At 68.0% G+C, this 16,585-nt stretch carries 15 protein-coding genes and 1 tRNA gene; 13 read left to right on the plus strand and 3 right to left on the minus strand.

Features of this window, described 5'->3' with window-relative positions; all coding sequences use genetic code 11:
* Nucleotides 1–4: 4 nt before the first annotated feature.
* Together U9J23_RS05565 and U9J23_RS05570 are read right to left on the minus strand one after the other, a co-directional pair.
* Nucleotides 5–793 carry a glucose-1-phosphate cytidylyltransferase gene (locus tag U9J23_RS05565; protein WP_094980863.1) on the minus strand — a complete coding sequence of 263 codons (789 nt, stop codon included), beginning with the start codon at nt 791–793 and terminating at the stop codon, nt 5–7.
* The gene (locus U9J23_RS05570; RefSeq protein ID WP_106200477.1) at nt 790–2,046 is read right to left on the minus strand and encodes a class I SAM-dependent methyltransferase; all 1,257 of its coding nucleotides are present in this window, start codon (nt 2,044–2,046) and stop codon (nt 790–792) included. The genes U9J23_RS05565 and U9J23_RS05570 overlap by 4 nt, the downstream gene beginning before the upstream one ends.
* A gap of 236 nt (nt 2,047–2,282) precedes the next feature.
* On the opposite strand from U9J23_RS05570, the gene U9J23_RS05575 reads away from it, so the two are divergent.
* The 12 genes from U9J23_RS05575 to U9J23_RS05630 all read left to right on the plus strand — a co-directional run bounded on the left by U9J23_RS05575 (nt 2,283) and on the right by U9J23_RS05630 (nt 14,712).
* Nucleotides 2,283–2,747, plus strand: coding sequence for a GyrI-like domain-containing protein (locus tag U9J23_RS05575; RefSeq protein WP_106201579.1), 465 nt, complete (start codon nt 2,283–2,285; stop codon nt 2,745–2,747).
* Nucleotides 2,744–3,169 carry a hypothetical protein gene (locus U9J23_RS05580; protein WP_106200476.1) on the plus strand — a complete coding sequence of 142 codons (426 nt, stop codon included), beginning with the start codon at nt 2,744–2,746 and terminating at the stop codon, nt 3,167–3,169. The genes U9J23_RS05575 and U9J23_RS05580 overlap by 4 nt, the downstream gene beginning before the upstream one ends.
* Nucleotides 3,170–3,240: 71 nt before the next feature.
* Nucleotides 3,241–3,993, plus strand: coding sequence for a hypothetical protein (locus U9J23_RS05585; RefSeq protein WP_085469012.1), 753 nt, complete (start codon nt 3,241–3,243; stop codon nt 3,991–3,993).
* Nucleotides 3,993–6,167: an Rv1355c family protein gene (locus U9J23_RS05590; protein WP_272267750.1), complete on the plus strand. Its 2,175-nt coding sequence runs from the start codon at nt 3,993–3,995 to the stop codon at nt 6,165–6,167. The genes U9J23_RS05585 and U9J23_RS05590 overlap by 1 nt, the downstream gene beginning before the upstream one ends.
* Before the next feature lie 13 nt (nt 6,168–6,180).
* Nucleotides 6,181–8,088, plus strand: a complete 1,908-nt coding sequence (locus U9J23_RS05595; RefSeq protein ID WP_326601784.1) for a putative bifunctional diguanylate cyclase/phosphodiesterase — start codon at nt 6,181–6,183, stop codon at nt 8,086–8,088.
* 92 nt (nt 8,089–8,180) lie between these two features.
* Nucleotides 8,181–9,755, plus strand: a complete 1,575-nt coding sequence (locus tag U9J23_RS05600; protein WP_326601786.1) for a sugar transferase — start codon at nt 8,181–8,183, stop codon at nt 9,753–9,755.
* 218 nt (nt 9,756–9,973) lie between these two features.
* On the plus strand, nt 9,974–10,696 hold the full coding sequence (locus U9J23_RS05605; protein WP_326602848.1) for a lytic transglycosylase domain-containing protein: 723 nt from the start codon (nt 9,974–9,976) through the stop codon (nt 10,694–10,696).
* 116 nt (nt 10,697–10,812) lie between these two features.
* Nucleotides 10,813–12,099 carry a phosphopyruvate hydratase gene (gene eno / locus U9J23_RS05610; protein ID WP_106200472.1) on the plus strand — a complete coding sequence of 429 codons (1,287 nt, stop codon included), beginning with the start codon at nt 10,813–10,815 and terminating at the stop codon, nt 12,097–12,099.
* An 8-nt stretch (nt 12,100–12,107) separates the two neighbouring features.
* A complete protein-coding gene (locus U9J23_RS05615) occupies nt 12,108–12,815 on the plus strand; it encodes an FtsB family cell division protein (RefSeq protein WP_059381602.1) in 708 nt (235 codons plus the stop codon).
* Complete coding sequence (locus tag U9J23_RS05620) at nt 12,812–13,339, plus strand: DUF501 domain-containing protein (RefSeq protein ID WP_059381601.1); 528 nt, start codon at nt 12,812–12,814, stop codon at nt 13,337–13,339. The genes U9J23_RS05615 and U9J23_RS05620 overlap by 4 nt, the downstream gene beginning before the upstream one ends.
* Nucleotides 13,336–14,280 carry a Ppx/GppA phosphatase family protein gene (locus U9J23_RS05625; RefSeq protein WP_059381600.1) on the plus strand — a complete coding sequence of 315 codons (945 nt, stop codon included), beginning with the start codon at nt 13,336–13,338 and terminating at the stop codon, nt 14,278–14,280. The genes U9J23_RS05620 and U9J23_RS05625 overlap by 4 nt, the downstream gene beginning before the upstream one ends.
* 228 nt (nt 14,281–14,508) lie before the next feature.
* Nucleotides 14,509–14,712, plus strand: a complete 204-nt coding sequence (locus U9J23_RS05630) for a cold-shock protein (protein ID WP_059381599.1) — start codon at nt 14,509–14,511, stop codon at nt 14,710–14,712.
* An 88-nt stretch (nt 14,713–14,800) separates the two neighbouring features.
* On the opposite strand, the gene U9J23_RS05635 is transcribed toward U9J23_RS05630, so the two are convergent.
* Nucleotides 14,801–16,054, minus strand: a complete 1,254-nt coding sequence (locus U9J23_RS05635) for a lipase family protein (protein WP_059381598.1) — start codon at nt 16,052–16,054, stop codon at nt 14,801–14,803.
* Nucleotides 16,055–16,401: 347 nt separating this feature from the next.
* Here U9J23_RS05635 and U9J23_RS05640 point away from each other — a divergent pair.
* A tRNA-Leu gene (locus U9J23_RS05640) sits at nt 16,402–16,475 on the plus strand.
* Nucleotides 16,476–16,585 lie beyond the last annotated feature (110 nt).

Consider the following 16,585-nt stretch of genomic DNA (forward strand, 5'->3'; position numbering starts at 1 on the left):
AGGCTCACGAGGTCACCGCCGGTGTCTCCCACACCGTCCACGGATGGATACCGCGTGCGAAGTTGTCGTCGAGTTCGGCGCGTTCCTTGAAGGTGTCGGCCGGCTTCCAGAACCCGAAGTGGCGGTAGCCGAACAGTTTCCCCTGGCCTGCGAGCGGTCCGCACACGTCGGCGACGAGGTCGCCGCCGGGTGGCAACAGGTCGAAGATCGCCTGGTTCAGGACGAAGTATCCGCCGTTCTCCCAGATTGGGAAGTTGCTGACCGGGGTGATCTCCTTGATCTCGCCGTTCTCCGCGACGTCGACGCAGTGGAAGGACGACTGCGGGGGCACGACGAGCATGGAGGCCGTGGCGCCGGACGTGTGGAACGCCTCGATCATGTCGTCGAGCGGGGCATCGGTCAGTACGTCCGCGTAGTTCGCGAGGAAGTACTCGTCGCCGTCGAGATATCGGCGGACGCGGCGCAGGCGTTCGCCGATCGCCGATTCGAGTCCGGTGTCGACGAAGGTGATCTTCCAGTCGCTGATGTCGGTGCTGAGGCAGTCGACCCGGTTGCCGTGCAGGACGAAGTCGTTGGACTGTTCCTCGTGGTAGTCGAGGAAGAACTCCTTGATCTTGGATGCGCCGTAGCCGAGGCAGAGGATGAACTCCTTGTGCCCGAAGTGCGCGTAGTAGCGCATGATGTGCCACAGGATGGGGCGCGGACCGACCATCTGCATGGGCTTGGGGATCTGGTCGTTGCGATCGTTGCGCATGCGCATGCCGTAACCGCCGCAGAACAGTACAACCTTCATGATGTGGTCCTCCAGGACAGTTCGGGTTCACCGATGGCCGTGTGGATGGTGGGGAGGGGGAAGACGAGACGTCCGCCCCAGTCCGCGATGTAGGCGAGCTGGCGGGTCAGTTCGGGTTCGAGGTTCCAGGGCAGTGCGAGGACGATGTCCGGCCGATCCTGGGCGATCCGCTCGACGGGCTCGATGGGGATCCGGGTCCCCGGGGTGAAGCGTCCGTGCTTGTACGGATTCCGGTCGACGGTGTAGGACAACAGGTCCGGTCGGATTCCGCAGTAGTTCAGCAGGGTGTTGCCCTTGCCGGGTGCACCGTAGCCGACCACCGACAGACCGTCCTCGCGGCACTGCAGGAGGAAGCGCAACAGCTCCAGGCGGGAGGTACGCGCGAGCGGTTCGAGCCGGAAGTAACCGGTGGGATCGTGCAGTCCTGCGCGCCTTTCGATCTCGAGGACCTCTGCGACGCGCGGCGTCCGGTTCTGCGCGACCTGCTCGGGTCGTGCCCATACGCGGATCGAACCACCGTGGGTGTCGAGCAGTTCGACGTCGACGACCCGGAGTCCTCCCGACGCGAGGGCCCGGGCGGCCGACAGCACTGTGTAGTACTGGAAGTGCTCGTGGTAGATCGTGTCGAACTGGCCGAGCGCCACCAGGTTCAGGGCGTGGTGGACCTCGATGCTGAGCCAGCCGTCGTCGGCCATGAGCAGACGCAGTGCCCGCGTGAATCCGACGAGATCGGGTACGTGGGCGTAGACGTTGTTGGCGACGACGAGGTCCGCGGGTCCGTGTTCCGACCGGATGCTTTCTGCGAGTTCGACATCGAGGAATCCGGTGTGGGTCGGCACACCGGCGGCCCTGGCCGCCTCCCCGACGTTGACCGACGGTTCGATGCCGAGGCACCTGATGCCGGCATCCACCGCGTGACGGAGCAGGTAACCGTCGTTGCTCGCCACCTCGACGAGGGTCGAATCGGGCCGTAACCGCCCGCTTCCGAGCGCGTCGTGCACGAAGCGCCGGGCGTGGTCGACCCACGACTGCGAGTACGAGGAGTAGTACGCGTACTCGGTGAAGGTGTCCTCCGGCGTGATCAGCGCGGGTATCTGCAGCAGCAGGCAGTCCTCGCACAGGCGCAGGTGGAGCGGGTAGGTGCATTCCGGGAGGTCGAGCTGCTCGGCCGTGAGGAATCGTTCGCACGGGGGAGTGGCTCCGAGGTCCAGGATGCTGGTCAGGCGGTCCGAATTGCACAGTCGGCACTTCATGCGGGTGCCCCCTCGCTGGAAGAAGCGTGTCCGGGCCGGCGCCCGAACTCGATGCCCCCAATAAACCATACTCAAAGAAGGGAAACAAGCCGAAAAAAGACTTTAGTTTGGTTTTCGTGTTTGCTGGAAACCTGCCGTCTCACCCCCTAATCTCATATCCGTCCTATTCGTTGTGCCGGTGTCGGGCAGTGCACGCGAAGGAGGGGGGAAATTGGACATGTATGGAGGTCTGCCCGATGTCGTTTCAAGTAGTGGATCGTCAAGAAACCCTCGTTGCCGGTATTCCGGTTCGTAGTCCCCGCCGAGCTCTCGGCCAACTCCGTGATCGACACCTCGAAGACGCGTGGACGGCGCTGCTGAACGGAGAGACGTACGGTCCGTTCGCCGCCACCTACACCGACCATGCCGAGGACATCGACTCGTACTACACGCAGACCGTGGGGTTCTGCTGCTCGTCGGTCGACGATGCTCCGGAAGGCTATGTGATATCCCGTGTTCCGGCCGGCACCTACGCGAAGTTCTCCGCCGTGGGGAGCCGGTTCACGGACGTCTTCGACGATCTGTGGCGCCAGATCTGGGAAGCAGAAGCGGAAGGGATGATCACCCGCGCCTTCACAGGCGATTTCGAGACCTATCCTCACGCCTTCGGAATCGAACTCTACGTCGCGATCGTCGACCAGAGGCAGGAGGAGGAACGATGACGTTCACCGTGGTGAAGGCGGAGTCCTGTCTCGTCGGTGGGCTCGTCGTCCCGGGGGCGGAGCCGGGAGTTTTCGGCGAATCGGGCGATCTGACCGATTTCACCCTGGAACGGTTGCGGCTGCAGAAGATTCGCGATCTCGTGGCGGTGTTCACCTGCCAACCCCGCGCCGGCTGGTCCGCGGTCTTCGGATACCGCCTGGACGATCCGGACGATCTGGAGATCGGCGACTCGATGATCCGGGTCGGCGAGCGGTACGCCGCGCGTTTCGTCCCCGACGGCCCGTCGCCCGATCTCTACAAGGATCTCTGGCGGCAGGTGGAGATGGCCGAGAAGGAAGGCGCGATCACGCGCGCCTACACCCAGGAGGTGGCGGTCATCCCGGAACGTGGCGAACCCGAGTTGTACATCTCCGTGATCTGAGCATGCCCCGGTTCGCCGAGCGCGACCTCGTCGGGGGGCGTTCGGCGGATCGCGGGCGGAAAGGGCCGCCCGTGGATCCCCAGCCGCTCTTCATGCGCCGCACGCTCGACTTCTGGGACGAGGACTCGGGATATCACTTCGTCGCCGCCACGCCGCAGGGCGAGCCGGACCTGTGGGTGCAGTTCCTCGACGGCGCCCGCGCCGCCTACCGCCGTTTCGGCGCCGAGGGCGCTCTCGAATACGAATCGATCCGTGACGGGACGTCCACGTCGTTGTTCTTCGCCGCCGTGACGACGGACGGTGTCGTCCAAGGAGGCTCCCGCGCCCAGGGGCCGTACGGCAGCGGACGCGAGTCGCACGCCTTCCGGGAATGGACCGATCCCGGCATCCGGGCGAGGATCGCGCGGATACTCGACGCCTACGTCCCCCACGGCCTCATCGAGGTGAAGAGCACGTGGGTGGGCTCCGGTGCGGTGCGCCGGCACGAACTCAGCGCGGGAGTGGCGCGCACGCTGACCTATTCGATGGAACTGCTCGGCACGCGCTACCTCGTGGCCACCTCGGCGAGCACAGCGGTGGCCCGCTGGCAGGAGGTGGGAGCGGAGATCGTCGACGAGATCCCGCCCTGCCCCTATCCGGACGACCGCTACCGGACACACCTGATCGTGTGGGACGTCGAGCGGTGCAGGTCGGAGCGGCGGAGCCGCGAACTCGAGAAGCTCCTCGCCTCCGATGCGGCGCCCGGTTTCACGTATATGTCCTCCCTGCTTCCCCTACGCTCGCTGGAAAGGGGTGACCTGAAGGAATCGGGTGGGGAGATGTGATGCCCTCGGAGGACATACCGTGCGCGGCGTTGCTGCTCGCCGAGGACCTCGAAGCGGACATGGACGTCCTGGATCGGCTGCGTCGCGACGGCGTGGACCTACGGGATCGACTGGACGACCAACGAGCAGGCCTCGCCGCTCTCGGTGACGACCTCCCGGACGAGGCCCCGCGATGGGCCTACTATCCCTGGAGCCGCATCGCGGTGAGAATTCTCGGCCCGGCCGGATTCGACCGACTCCGGCTCGACCGCAATCGCAACAAGATCACCGCGGACGAGCAGGCACGCCTGCGGTCCGCGAAGGTGGGCGTCGTCGGACTGAGCGTCGGCTACGCCGTCGCCTACACCCTCGCCCTCGAGGGGGCCTGCGGCGCACTGCGTCTCGCCGATTTCGATGAGCTCGAACTGTCCAACATGAACCGATTGCCCGTATCGGTCACGGACCTCGGCGTGAACAAGGCCGTGATCGCGGCACGTCGGATCGCCGAACTCGACCCCTACCTGCCTGTCGAGGTGTGGACCGACGGCGTCACCCCCGACACGGTGGGGGCGTTCTGCCGGGGCCTCGACGTGGTGGTCGACGAATGCGATTCGCTCGACGTGAAGCTGCTGATCCGGACGGAAGCGGCGCGGCGACGGCTCCCCGTCGTGATGCACACCAGCGATCGAGGACTGCTCGACGTCGAACGGTTCGATCTCGACGGCGACCTGTTGCCCTTCCACGGTCTGCTCGGCGACATCGACCCCGAAACGCTGCAGACCCTCTCCACCCGCGACAAGGTCCCGTACGTGCTGCGTCTGCTCGACCCGGAGGAGATCTCCGCGCGCATGGCGGCCTCCATGCTCGAGGTCGGTGAATCCCTGGAGACCTGGCCGCAACTCGGAGCCGACGTCGGCCTCGGCGGCGTGACCGTGTCCGCGGCGGTGCGCGGGATCGTCCTCGGTCACCCGATCGCGTCGGGACGGGGCCGGGTCGATCTCGACCGGCACCTCGACGCGCTCGACGTACCCTCCGTGCACCCCGAGGCACCCGTGCCTTCTGCGGCCCCTGAGGTGTCTGCGGGCGCCTCTCCGGACGGGGAGACGCCGCAGGATCCACTGGAGGCCGTGATCGACGCCGCGATCCGGGCACCCTCCGGCGGCAACGCCCAACCGTGGTCGATCGTCGTCGAACCGGACCGTTTGACGTTCGCGCTGGCACCCGAACCGGAACCCGTCCTGATGGACCTGCACCGGCGCGGGAGTCTCGTCGCGCTCGGCGCGGCCCTGCACAACGCCCGGGTGGCCGCGGCGAACCACAAGATCCTGGGTCCCGCCACGGTGCTCGACCCTCCCGGCGAACCGGAGCCGGGCGTCCCGCTGGCGCACCTGGAGCTGGGGAGCGACACCGATCCGGATCTCGCGGCGTACCACTCGGGCATGCTCGCGCGCGAGACCAACCGCTCACCCGGGGATCCCCACACCGTCACGGACGACGAGCTCGGGGCGATACACGCGGCCGCCCGGCTCGTCGGCGGACGTATCGAGGTCGTCACGGGGAGCGACGACATCGCCGGCCTTGCGGAGATCCTCGCGGAGTCGGATCGGGTGCGGTATCTCGACGGCCGGCTCCGCAGGGAGATGGTTGCCGAGCTGAGGTGGCCGGACGACCCCGATCCCGACAGCGGGATCGAAGTGGACTCGCTCGGGCTCGACACCGCGGAGGCGGCGATGCTCGATGTGGTCCTGCGCGACGACGCCCTCGACCTGCTCGAGGAATGGGGACTCGGAAGGGGACTCGGCAGGATGACCCGCGACCGCGTGCTCGGCAGTGCCGGGCTCGTCGCGGTGTTCACCGAGGGCCGGTCGCCCGCGGACTACATCCGGGGCGGTGCGGTGGTCGAGAGCGTCTGGATCGCGGCGCAGGAGATCGGTCTGGCCGTCCAGCCCGTGTCGCCGGTCTTCCTGTACGCCGATACGCGGAGCGATCTCGAGCACCTGAGCCCGAAGCATGTCGACGATCTCGACGTGCTCCGGCAGGAGCTGGCTGCCGTCCTGGAGGTTCCCGCGGGCGGAGGTCTCGCCCTGCTGCTGCGCTTCGGCCGGGCCTCGGTGGCGACGATGCGCAGCCGGCGCCGTAACGACCGCGTGCGCCACGCCGGCGACGTCGACGGACTCATCCCAGCTCGAGGCTGACGACGGAGGTCTCATGCCCGGTACGAGAAGAACGCTCGAAAGCCTGGTCACCAGGATCGCCGCTCGGTTGATGCCCGCGGACGCCGCGTCGCACCTCGAGGTGGTGCGTCTCGTGCTCCGGGATCTCGTCGAGGAGCTCGGGGTCGACACCTGCTTCCTGAGGTACAACGACCACGAGATCGGGGCGACGATCCTGCTCGCCGAGTGGCCGCCCCGCGAGAACGTGCCCGACCCCGATCCGATCGGTGTCGTCTACTTCCGCGATGCGGATCCCGTCTTCGCCGCTGTCGAGAATCTGAAGGAACCACTCCTGGCGGGTGCCGGTGGGGCGTCGTATCCGGTCGTGGAGTCGCCCGACTACACCGAGAGGGTCTTCGCCGCGTCGGGATGGTCGGAGGTATCCATGGTGGCCGTGCCGCTCGTATCCGGGCAGGTCACGACCGGCGTGCTGGGGTTCGTGAACGAGGGTGGCCGGCCGTGGAGCGAGGACGAGGTCAACGCGTTGACGTTGATTGCGGTCCTGCTCGCGCAGGTCCAGGCACGTGTCCGCGCGGAAGAGGACCTGCGGCGCGCCGCCTACGAGGACGCACTGACCGGACTCGCGAGCCGGCGCGCTCTGTTCGAATATCTCGACAAACGGCTCGAGTCGGGCGCCGAGGGGCCCGTCGCGGTGTTGTTCCTCGACCTCGACCGTCTCAAGGCGTTGAACGACTTCCTCGGGCACGATGCCGCCGACTCGTATCTATGCAGGATCGCGGCTCGTCTCGCGAAGGGCAGCCGACCCGACGACCTCGTCGCCCGGCTCGGCGGCGACGAGTTCGTCGTGGTGCTGGCCGGCCCGTCGTCGACGGAGGAGGCGATGGAACGGGCCGAGGTGTACCAGGACGCCGTGGGAGCGTCCGTCGCGCTCGGCAATCGGACGGTCGGTCGCGGTGTCAGCGTGGGTGTCGCGCTCGGGACGCCGGGGGAGCTGAGTTCGGCGACCCTGCTCAGTCGCGCCGATCAGGCGATGATGGTGGCCAAGCGGCAGGGCGGCAACGGTGTGGGTGTGTTCACCGAGGACATGAACGAGAAGGGTAAGCGCCGCACCATCATCGAGATGAACCTCCGGACGTCGATCGACGACGAACACCTGACGCTGGAGTATCAGCCCGAGATCGACCTGCGGACGGGGACGATCCTCGGCGTCGAAGCGCTCGTCCGATGGAACAGGTCGCCGCTGGGGGTGCTCCAGCCGGGAGAATTCGTCGAGGTCGCCGAGGCCACCAATCTCGCCGGAGAACTGGGGGAGTGGGTCGTCACGCGGGCCTGTGCGCAACTCGCGGAGTGGAAACGGAAGATTCCCGACCTGCGGATCACGATGAGCGTCAACGTCTCTCCCGTCCAGCTGGTGTCGATGGATTTCGACGCCACGGTGAGATCGGTCCTCCACCGCCACGGCCTGGTGGGGTCGGAGTTGTGCCTCGAGATCACCGAGAACGTGGTCGTCGGAGACCTCCAGCGCACGAAGGACACCCTCCGCCGGCTCGAGCGGCTGGGGGTCTGGGTCGCGATCGACGATTTCGGGACCGGGTACAGCTCGCTCGGGCATCTCAAGGCCCTTCCCGTCGACACACTCAAGATCGACAAGGGTTTCGTGCAGAATCTCGAGCACAGCGAGGAAGACCGTGTCATCGTCGATTCCATCGTGGGTCTGGCCTCGTCGTTCGGTCTGCAGGTGGTCGCCGAGGGTGTCGAGACCGTCGGTGCGGTGAGGCAGTTGCTGGCTCTGGGTTGCACACGGGCGCAAGGATTCCTGTTGAGCAGGCCGACCACGCCGGACCGGCTCCGATGGATGCTCCAGGCCGGGAGTGTGCGGTTGCCGTGGAACACGGACACGTGGGCGGCGACGAAGACCGTGAAGGGCCGATTGCCCCACTGAAGATGCTAGAAGTCTGTTATTGCGTGAAAAACAATCTCAAGGTACGGTTTGGGAGTCGGGGTAACCGTGACTCCGGACTGGGGTGACCTTGAATGTGCAAGCGTGAGAACGACTTCGCGACGGTTCTCGACACGGATTCCGACCGTGACGCACCGACGACGAAGGCCGGGTCAGGACCGAACGGGGCACGGAAGATCGGATCGACCATCGTGCTCCCCGTGGGCTCGCAGGTCGCGTCCGTTCCTCCACCGGTGCGCCGGCCGAGAACCGAGCGCCGCTACAGATCGGTGGTGATCGGCTTCGACCTGTTCGTGCTCGTGATCGCCCACGTGGTCGTCACGGTCGGATACCACTCCTTCGACCAGATCGACTCGTGGCGCACCCCCGTCCTCATCGGCGCCTCGATGACGGCGGCGATCGTCTCCCTCGGAATCCAGAAGGCCTGGGACGAAAGAATTCTCGGCACCGGCACGGAGGAGTACCGGAGGGTCGTCCGCGGATACGTCTTCGCCGTCGCCGCCCTGGCCGTCGCCGGATACGGATGGGGCACCTCGGCCGGTCAGTCCTGGACGTTCGGCTCGCTCCTGATCGCTCTCGTGCTCACCCTGCTGGGGCGGACGCTGCTCCGCCGTCACCTCTCGAAGGCCCGCACCGAGGGTCGATGTCTGCATTCGGTGCTCGTGGCCGGAGACGTGGAGGAGGTGCACGAGCTGGTCTCCCGGGCCGACTGCCTCCGACGCGCCGGATGGCGGGTCGACGGCATCTGCCTCGCCGTCGACCGCGGCGCCGACTCCCTGCCGGTGGCCATCGACGACATCCCCGTCCTCGGCACCGACGAGATCGTCCTGGCCGTCGCCGAGCAGCACAACTTCGAGGCCGTCGCACTCCTGCCCTCCGGTCGGTGGCCGCACGCGCGGACACGCAGACTCAGCTGGGACCTCGAGAAGATCGGTGCCGAGTTCCTCATCGCCCCCGTGCTCATGGACGTCGTCGGCCCGCGCCTGCACATCTCCCCGCTCGAGGGGCTGCCCCTGTTGCAGATGAGCGCCCCCAGCTACAGCGGCCCGGCCTGGATCGTGAAGAACGTCTTCGATCGGGTCCTCGCGGTGCTGATCCTGATGGTGATCGCGCCGGCACTGCTCGCCGTCGCGGTCGCGATCAAGGTCGGCAGCAGAGGACCGATCCTCTTCCGTCAGCAACGGGTGGGACGCGGCGGAACCCCGTTCACGATGTACAAGTTCCGCAGCATGGTCGTCGGGGCCGACGAGCACAAGGACGACATCGCCGACCACGACATCGGGGCCGGGGTGCTGTTCAAGGTCCGCGAGGACCCGCGGGTCACGAAGGTCGGCCGGTTCATCCGGCGGTACTCGCTCGACGAACTGCCGCAGCTGTTCAACGTGGTCAAGGGCGACATGTCGCTCGTCGGCCCGAGACCACCGCTCGAATGCGAGGTCGCCCGGTACGGAGAGGACGGCGCGGCGCGGCGGTTGTTCGTCAAACCTGGGCTGACGGGACTGTGGCAGGTCAGCGGACGCAGCAATCTGTCCTGGGACGAATCGGTACGGGCCGATCTGCGGTACGTCGAGAACTGGACCTTCATGCTCGACCTGTCCATCCTGCGTCGCACGATTCGAGCCGTTCTCAGCGGCGACGGCGCATATTGAGAAGGACCGCGTAGAGACAACCGCGTAGAGACAACCGCGTAGAGACAACCGCGTAGAGACAACGGTGGAGTCCGACCCCTCGCGGATTCCACCCTCCGAGGCCGGCGCCGACGATCAGGCGGGATCGTCGGCGCCGGTGCGTCTACATGGGGTTTTCGTCCCGTATGGAATATGGAGGGGTGCCGTCCGATCGAGAACCCCGACGCTGGCTGTGGCCGGTGGTCCTGCTCAGTGCGCTCGTCGCCGTCGTCTTCGTGGCGGTCGAGTCCGCGCTGCACTCACCCCGGCGGCCTTCCGTCGAGATCCCCGACGGTGTTCCGCCGGCACCCGGCCTGCCCGTTCCGCCCATCGACGTGAACGGCCCCGGCCGCACAGCGGCGCAGCTCGCCGACTGGGCCGAATCACAGTCCCGCGAGTTGGGCATCCCCACCACTGCCCTCGAGGCGTACGGGCACGCGGCGGCCGTCCTGACGGTCAGCACCCCCGGGTGCGGCCTGTCGTGGACGACCCTCGCCGGCATCGGCAACGTGGAGAGCAGTCATGGCCGGTTCGGCGGTGCCTCCCTCGGGCCCGACGGCGGCGTCTCCCCGCCCATTCGGGGTGTCCCGCTCGACGGCACCCGGGGCAACGCCGAGATCCGCGACACCGACGGTGGCCGCCTCGACGGCGACCCGGTGCTCGACCGGGCGGTCGGGCCGATGCAGTTCATCCCCGAGACCTGGGAACGGTGGGGTGTCGACGCGAACGGCGACGGCATCGCCGACCCCGACAACATCGACGATGCGGCCCTGACCGCGGGTCGCTATCTGTGCGACCGCGGGGGCGACCTGACCACCGCGGAGGGCTGGACGAACGCCCTGATGGCCTACAACCGCTCCACCGAATACCTGATGCTCGTCCGCGACCGTGCCGCCGCCTACGGCGTGGGAGTGCGGCCGTAGACCACACCGCGCCGGGCCTCGAGCGCGCCTGTGCCTCACGCGCAGGTCGCGACCGTTAGGCTGTCCCCAGCGTGCAGACACCGCAGCGTGACAGTCCATCGAAGGAGAATCAGCCAGTGGCCATCATTGAGCAGGTAGGAGCCCGCGAAATCCTCGACTCCCGTGGCAACCCCACGGTCGAGGTCGAGGTGCTGCTCGAGGACGGAAGTTTCGCCCGCGCTGCAGTGCCGTCGGGCGCCTCCACCGGCGAGCACGAGGCCGTCGAGCTGCGTGACGGCGGCGAGCGTTACCTCGGCAAGGGTGTCGAGAAGGCCGTCGAGGCCGTCCTCGCCGAGATCGGCCCGGCCATCATCGGCCTCGACGCCACCGAGCAGCGCACCGTCGACCAGGCACTCCTCGACGCCGACGGCACCCCCGACAAGGGCCGCCTCGGCGCGAACGCCCTGCTCGGCGCGTCGCTCGCCGTCGCGAAGGCCGGCGCGGAGTCGTCCGGACTCGAGCTGTTCCGCTACATCGGCGGCCCGAACGCCCACATCCTCCCCGTGCCGATGATGAACATCCTCAACGGTGGCGCCCACGCCGACACGGGCGTCGACGTCCAGGAGTTCATGGTCGCCCCGATCGGCGCCCCGACCTTCAAGGAATCCCTCCGCTGGGGTGCCGAGGTCTACCACTCCCTCAAGTCCGTGCTCAAGAGCAAGGGCCTGGCCACCGGTCTCGGCGACGAGGGCGGCTTCGCCCCCGACGTCGCGGGCACCAAGGCCGCGCTCGACCTGATCAGCGAGGCCATCGGCAAGACCGGCCTGAAGCTGGGCAGCGATGTCGCGCTCGCACTGGACGTCGCGGCCACCGAGTTCTACACCGAGGGCACCGGCTACAAGTTCGAGGGCAAGAACCGCACGGCCGCCGAGATGGGCTCCTTCTACGCGGAGCTGCTCGGCCAGTACCCGCTGGTCTCCATCGAGGATCCGCTCAGCGAGGACGACTGGGAGGGCTGGGTCGCGCTCACCGAGGAGATCGGCGACCGGATCCAGCTCGTCGGCGACGACCTGTTCGTCACCAACCCGGAGCGTCTCGAGGACGGCATCGTCAAGGGCGCCGCGAACGCGCTGCTCGTGAAGGTCAACCAGATCGGCACCCTCACCGAGACCCTCGACGCCGTCGACCTCGCGCACCGCAACGGCTACAAGACGATGATGAGCCACCGGTCCGGCGAGACCGAGGACACCACCATCGCCGATCTCGCCGTCGCCGTCGGCAGCGGACAGATCAAGACCGGCGCGCCCGCCCGCTCCGAGCGTGTCGCGAAGTACAACCAGCTGCTGCGCATCGAGGAGTCCCTCGGTGACGTCGCTCGCTACGCCGGCGAGCTCGCCTTCCCGCGGTTCTCCGTCGAGGGCTGATCGCCGGCATGAGTCAGCGCGGTAGATCCCGTCCCGGAGCGAGGCGCACCCGCACCGAGGGTGTGTCGGGCGTCCGGCGTCCGGGCCGGGTCCGGCCCACGGGATCTACCGCCCCGGCCGAACACGCGGCCGAGAACGCGGGTGCGCGGCCCGCCGGCCGCGAGGACCCCGTTCATTCGTCGCCCGGTCGCGGCCGGCCCGGTGGTTCGGGGCGAGCCCGCCCCACCAGGGTCGGCGCGCCCCGCGACTCCCGACGTACCCGCACCGAACGCACCGTCCTGGGCCTGTCCACCGGCCGCGCCGTGGTGCTCGCCCTCGTCGTGTGCGGTCTCGCCCTCACCCTCGCCGTGCCGCTGCGCACCTATGTGAGCCAGCGTTCCGAAGCCGAGCAGCTCGCCGCCGAACGCGTGCAGCTCGAACAGGAGATCGCGGCGCTCGAGGAACAGAAGGCCCGCATGGAGGATCCGGCCTGGGTCCGCGCCCAGGCCCGCGAGCGACTGCGGTTCGTCGTCCCCGGCGACATTCCCTACCAGGTACAACTCCCGGGCGATGCCCCGCCCGAACGCGAGGAGCGCGAACCGGAGCGGCCGACGACCGGCGCCTGGTACAGCGACCTGTGGTTGTCGGTCTCAGAACCGGCACCCGAACCCGAGCCCGAACCCGTGCCGCAGCAGATGCCTGTGGCACCCCCAGAACCAGGAGATGTTCCCGGGTGACCGATCACGTCACGCAAGAAGACCTCGACGCCGTCGCCGCCCAGCTCGGGCGCGAACCCCGCGGTGTCCTGGCCATCGCCTACCGTTGCCCCGACGGTGCGCCCGGAGTGGTGAAGACCGCGCCCAAGCTGCCCGACGGCACGCCCTTCCCGACGCTCTACTACCTCACCGACCCGCGCCTCACGGCCGAGGCGAGCCGGCAGGAATCCGCCGGGGTCATGAAGGAGATGACCGAGCGTCTCGGCACCGACGAGGAGCTGGCGGCGGCCTACCTGCGCGCCCACGAGTCGTACCTGGCCGAACGCGACGCGATCGAGTCGCTCGGCACCGACTTCACCGGCGGCGGCATGCCCGAACGCGTCAAGTGCCTGCACGTGCTGATCGCGCACTCCCTGGCGAAGGGGCCGGGCGTCAACCCGCTCGGCGACGAATCCGTCGCACTCGCCGCCGATGCCGGCCTGCGTGGCACGGCGATCCCCGCCGACTGGCCCACCTACGCCGAGCTGCGCGGAGAAGAGCAGTGAGGGTCGCGGGAATCGACTGCGGCACCAACTCCATCCGCCTGCTGATCGCCGACATCGCGGAGGACGGCAGCCTCACCGACGTCACCCGCCTCATGAAGGTCGTGCGGCTCGGGCAGGGTGTCGACGCCACCGGTCGTCTCGCACCCGAGGCGATCGAACGCACGCGGGTCGCGCTGGTGGAGTACGCCGACCTGATCCGCGAGACCGGCGCCACCGCCGTCCGCATGGTCGCCACCTCGGCCACGCGCGACGCGAGCAACCGCGAGGACTTCTTCGCGATGACCCGCGAGGTGCTCGGTGCCGTCATCCCCGGCGCCGAGGCCGAGGTCATCACCGGCGACGAGGAGGCGCGCCTGTCCTTCGCCGGTGCTGTCGGCGAACTCGACTCCGCGCGCGGGCCTTTCGTCGTCGTCGATCTCGGCGGTGGGTCCACCGAGGTCGTGCTCGGCGACGCCGACGGCGTGCACGCCGCCTATTCCACCGACATCGGCTGCGTCCGGCTGACCGAGCGGTGCCTGCACGACGATCCGCCGACCGCCGAGCAGGTCGCTGCGGCACGGGAGGTCGCGGCGGACAAGATCCGCGAAGCGCTCGAGCAGGTGCCGGTCGAGCAGGCGCACACCTGGGTGGGTGTCGCGGGCACCATGACCACCCTCGCCGCGCTCGCCCTCGAACTCGACGAGTACGACTCCGAGAAGATCCACCTGTCGTCGGTGCCGTTCGACCGCCTGCGCGAGGTGTGCGACGGTCTCGTCGCCGCGACCCGCGAGAAGCGCGCGGCGCTCGGCCCGATGCATCCCGGCCGCGTCGACGTCATCGGCGGCGGCTCGATCATCACCACGGTCCTCGCCGAGGAACTCGGCCGCCGAGCCGGCATCACCGAGCTGGTCGTGAGCGAGCACGACATCCTCGACGGCATCGCCCTGTCCGTCGCCCGCTAGTTCTCCGATCGGTGTGGGGTCCGTCCCGTTTCGGGGCTCGATCCACACGGAGCGGAGAATGTGTGGTTGACTGTGTGTCAGGTCGAAGTTTTTGTTCGCGTCTAGTCCACGCTCGCAAATCCTTGTTGCGGGCGGTTGGTTCTTCTTTCGGAAGTCACCGCATGTGATGGCGGCCTCGCTCCACCGAACACTCGGTCGAGTTCGAGTACACGAAAGAAGGAGACAGACATGGCACAGGGAATCGTAAAGTGGTTCAACGCCGACAAGGGATTCGGCTTCATCGCCCCCGAGGACGGCAGCGCTGACGTGTTCGCGCACTACTCGGAGATCCAGTCGGGCGGCTACCGCAGCCTCGACGAGAACCAGCGCGTGAGCTTCGAGATCGGCCAGGGCGCCAAGGGCCCCCAGGCCACCGGTATCACCGTGATCTGATTCGATCTCCCGTCCCCGCAGGGGATATGAGACGACATCGGGCCCGCCTCGTTATTCGAGGCGGGCCCGATGCATGTCCACAGGTCGCTCAGAGTGCTCCGCAATCCGACGACGGTGCAGCACCGGCGAAGCGGCCGTCGAGGAAGTCCAGCGCACCCGGCAGGCCGATCACGGCGGCGGTGATGTGATCCGGGCTCGGCACGAGTTCGGTCCGCACCGGCACCCCGGCGTCGCAGTACCTACGCAGGGTCGTGGAGATCGCATCGAGGGGGATCAGCACGTCGGTCGGTGAATGCCACTCGTACACCGGGGCATTCGGTACCGTCGGAACCTTCTCGACGCTGTTCTCCATCAGCACCTCCTGCACGGTCGGGCTGTCGAGCAGGGCGAGACCCACCGCGGCGTCGGCGACGTCGGCCATGCTGCGACCGGCACCGGCGAGCAGGATCTCGTTGGTGCACGCGTTGGCGATACGGTCGCGCAGTTCCTGTCCCACACCGTTGAGCTGCTCGGTGATCGGCATACGGTCCGGGTACTCACGTTCGAGGCCGAGGGCGGCCGCCATCGCCAGTCCGAAGGCAGGGTGTGCGGATTGGCCGAGTTCCCTGGCCATCTCGCCGATGTCCATCGGGACGCCGCCGTAGGCGGAGCCGACGATCGGGATCTCGGGCGCGTAGGTCGGGGCGAGTGCCGCCGCCATCGCCGTCGCCATCCCGCCGCCGGAGTAGCCGGCGATGCCGACCGGGCTGTCGGCGAGCTCGAGCGGGGCGTAGCGTTGCGCGGCCCGGATGCCGTCGAGGGTGATCTGCCCGCCGACCTTCGCGGCACCGTAGGCGCTGTTCGGTCCGAGATGGTCGGGAACGGCCAGCGACCAGCCGCGCTGGATCGCGATGAGCAGACCGGGGGATTCCCGGATCCCTCGCAGCGGGTTCGGCGCGTACAGCGCGGTCGACGGCGCGCACTCGAGACCGAGCGCGTTGATGATCGCCTGGTACGAGACGAGCGGACGACCCGGCGCCCCACCCTGAGGGGACAGCACGGTCGTCACGGCGGAGATCGGTTCGCCGGCGGAGTTCGTCGACCGGAACTTCAGCTGGACGGCGTCGGTGCCGGGGAATCCGAGCGGCGGCGGAACGACGCGTGCGGCGAGGACGTCACCGGGCTGCCGGTCGGCGATGTCGTCGGGGGTGCTGTAGAAGGAGTCGTTCACGGACGCGGGGTAGACGATGCCCTCGGCCTGTGCGGAGGGCGCGGCCACCAGACTCGGCGTCGCGGCCAGGGCTACGACGGCCACCGCGGTGGCGAGTCGCCCGATCAGTGGTCGTGCGGTCGTGAAGCGCATCCATGGTCCTTCTCTTCGAGCCCGGTCCACCACCCGGCTGTCCGCTTTGTACTTGTCTCCCCGCAGGATGTCGGCCGGAAATCGAGGTGCGTTACAGCCCGGGCGAGGAGCACACTCGAAGTCGGATCCGAGGAGGTCGAGGGGCAATGAGGATCGAACCTTACACGGCCGAACGACGAAGCGACGTACTCGATCTCTCCCTCCGGGCGTGGCGTCCCGTCCTCGGGCTGTACCGGCCTTCGTCTACGAGGGGACAGGATACGAACGCCGTCCCGTCGCACGGTACTTCGAGAACCTCGCGCCCCGGCGCGGTGGTGGACAGTCGTGAACGCTAATGTGATCCCCACGCCCCTATAGCCCAATTGGCAGAGGCAGCGGACTTAAAATCCGCCAAGTGTGGGTTCGAGTCCCACTGGGGGCACAGGGCCGGGGTCGTCCCCGATGCATCCGCTACCTCTCTCGCCATCCGCTACAGCAATTGCCGTAGCGGATAGCGAATCTTGTAGCGGATGTACTGGTGGCGAACAGTTC

The organism is Rhodococcus sp. PD04, from assembly GCF_035918275.1.
Classification (GTDB): domain Bacteria; phylum Actinomycetota; class Actinomycetes; order Mycobacteriales; family Mycobacteriaceae; genus Rhodococcus; species Rhodococcus rhodochrous.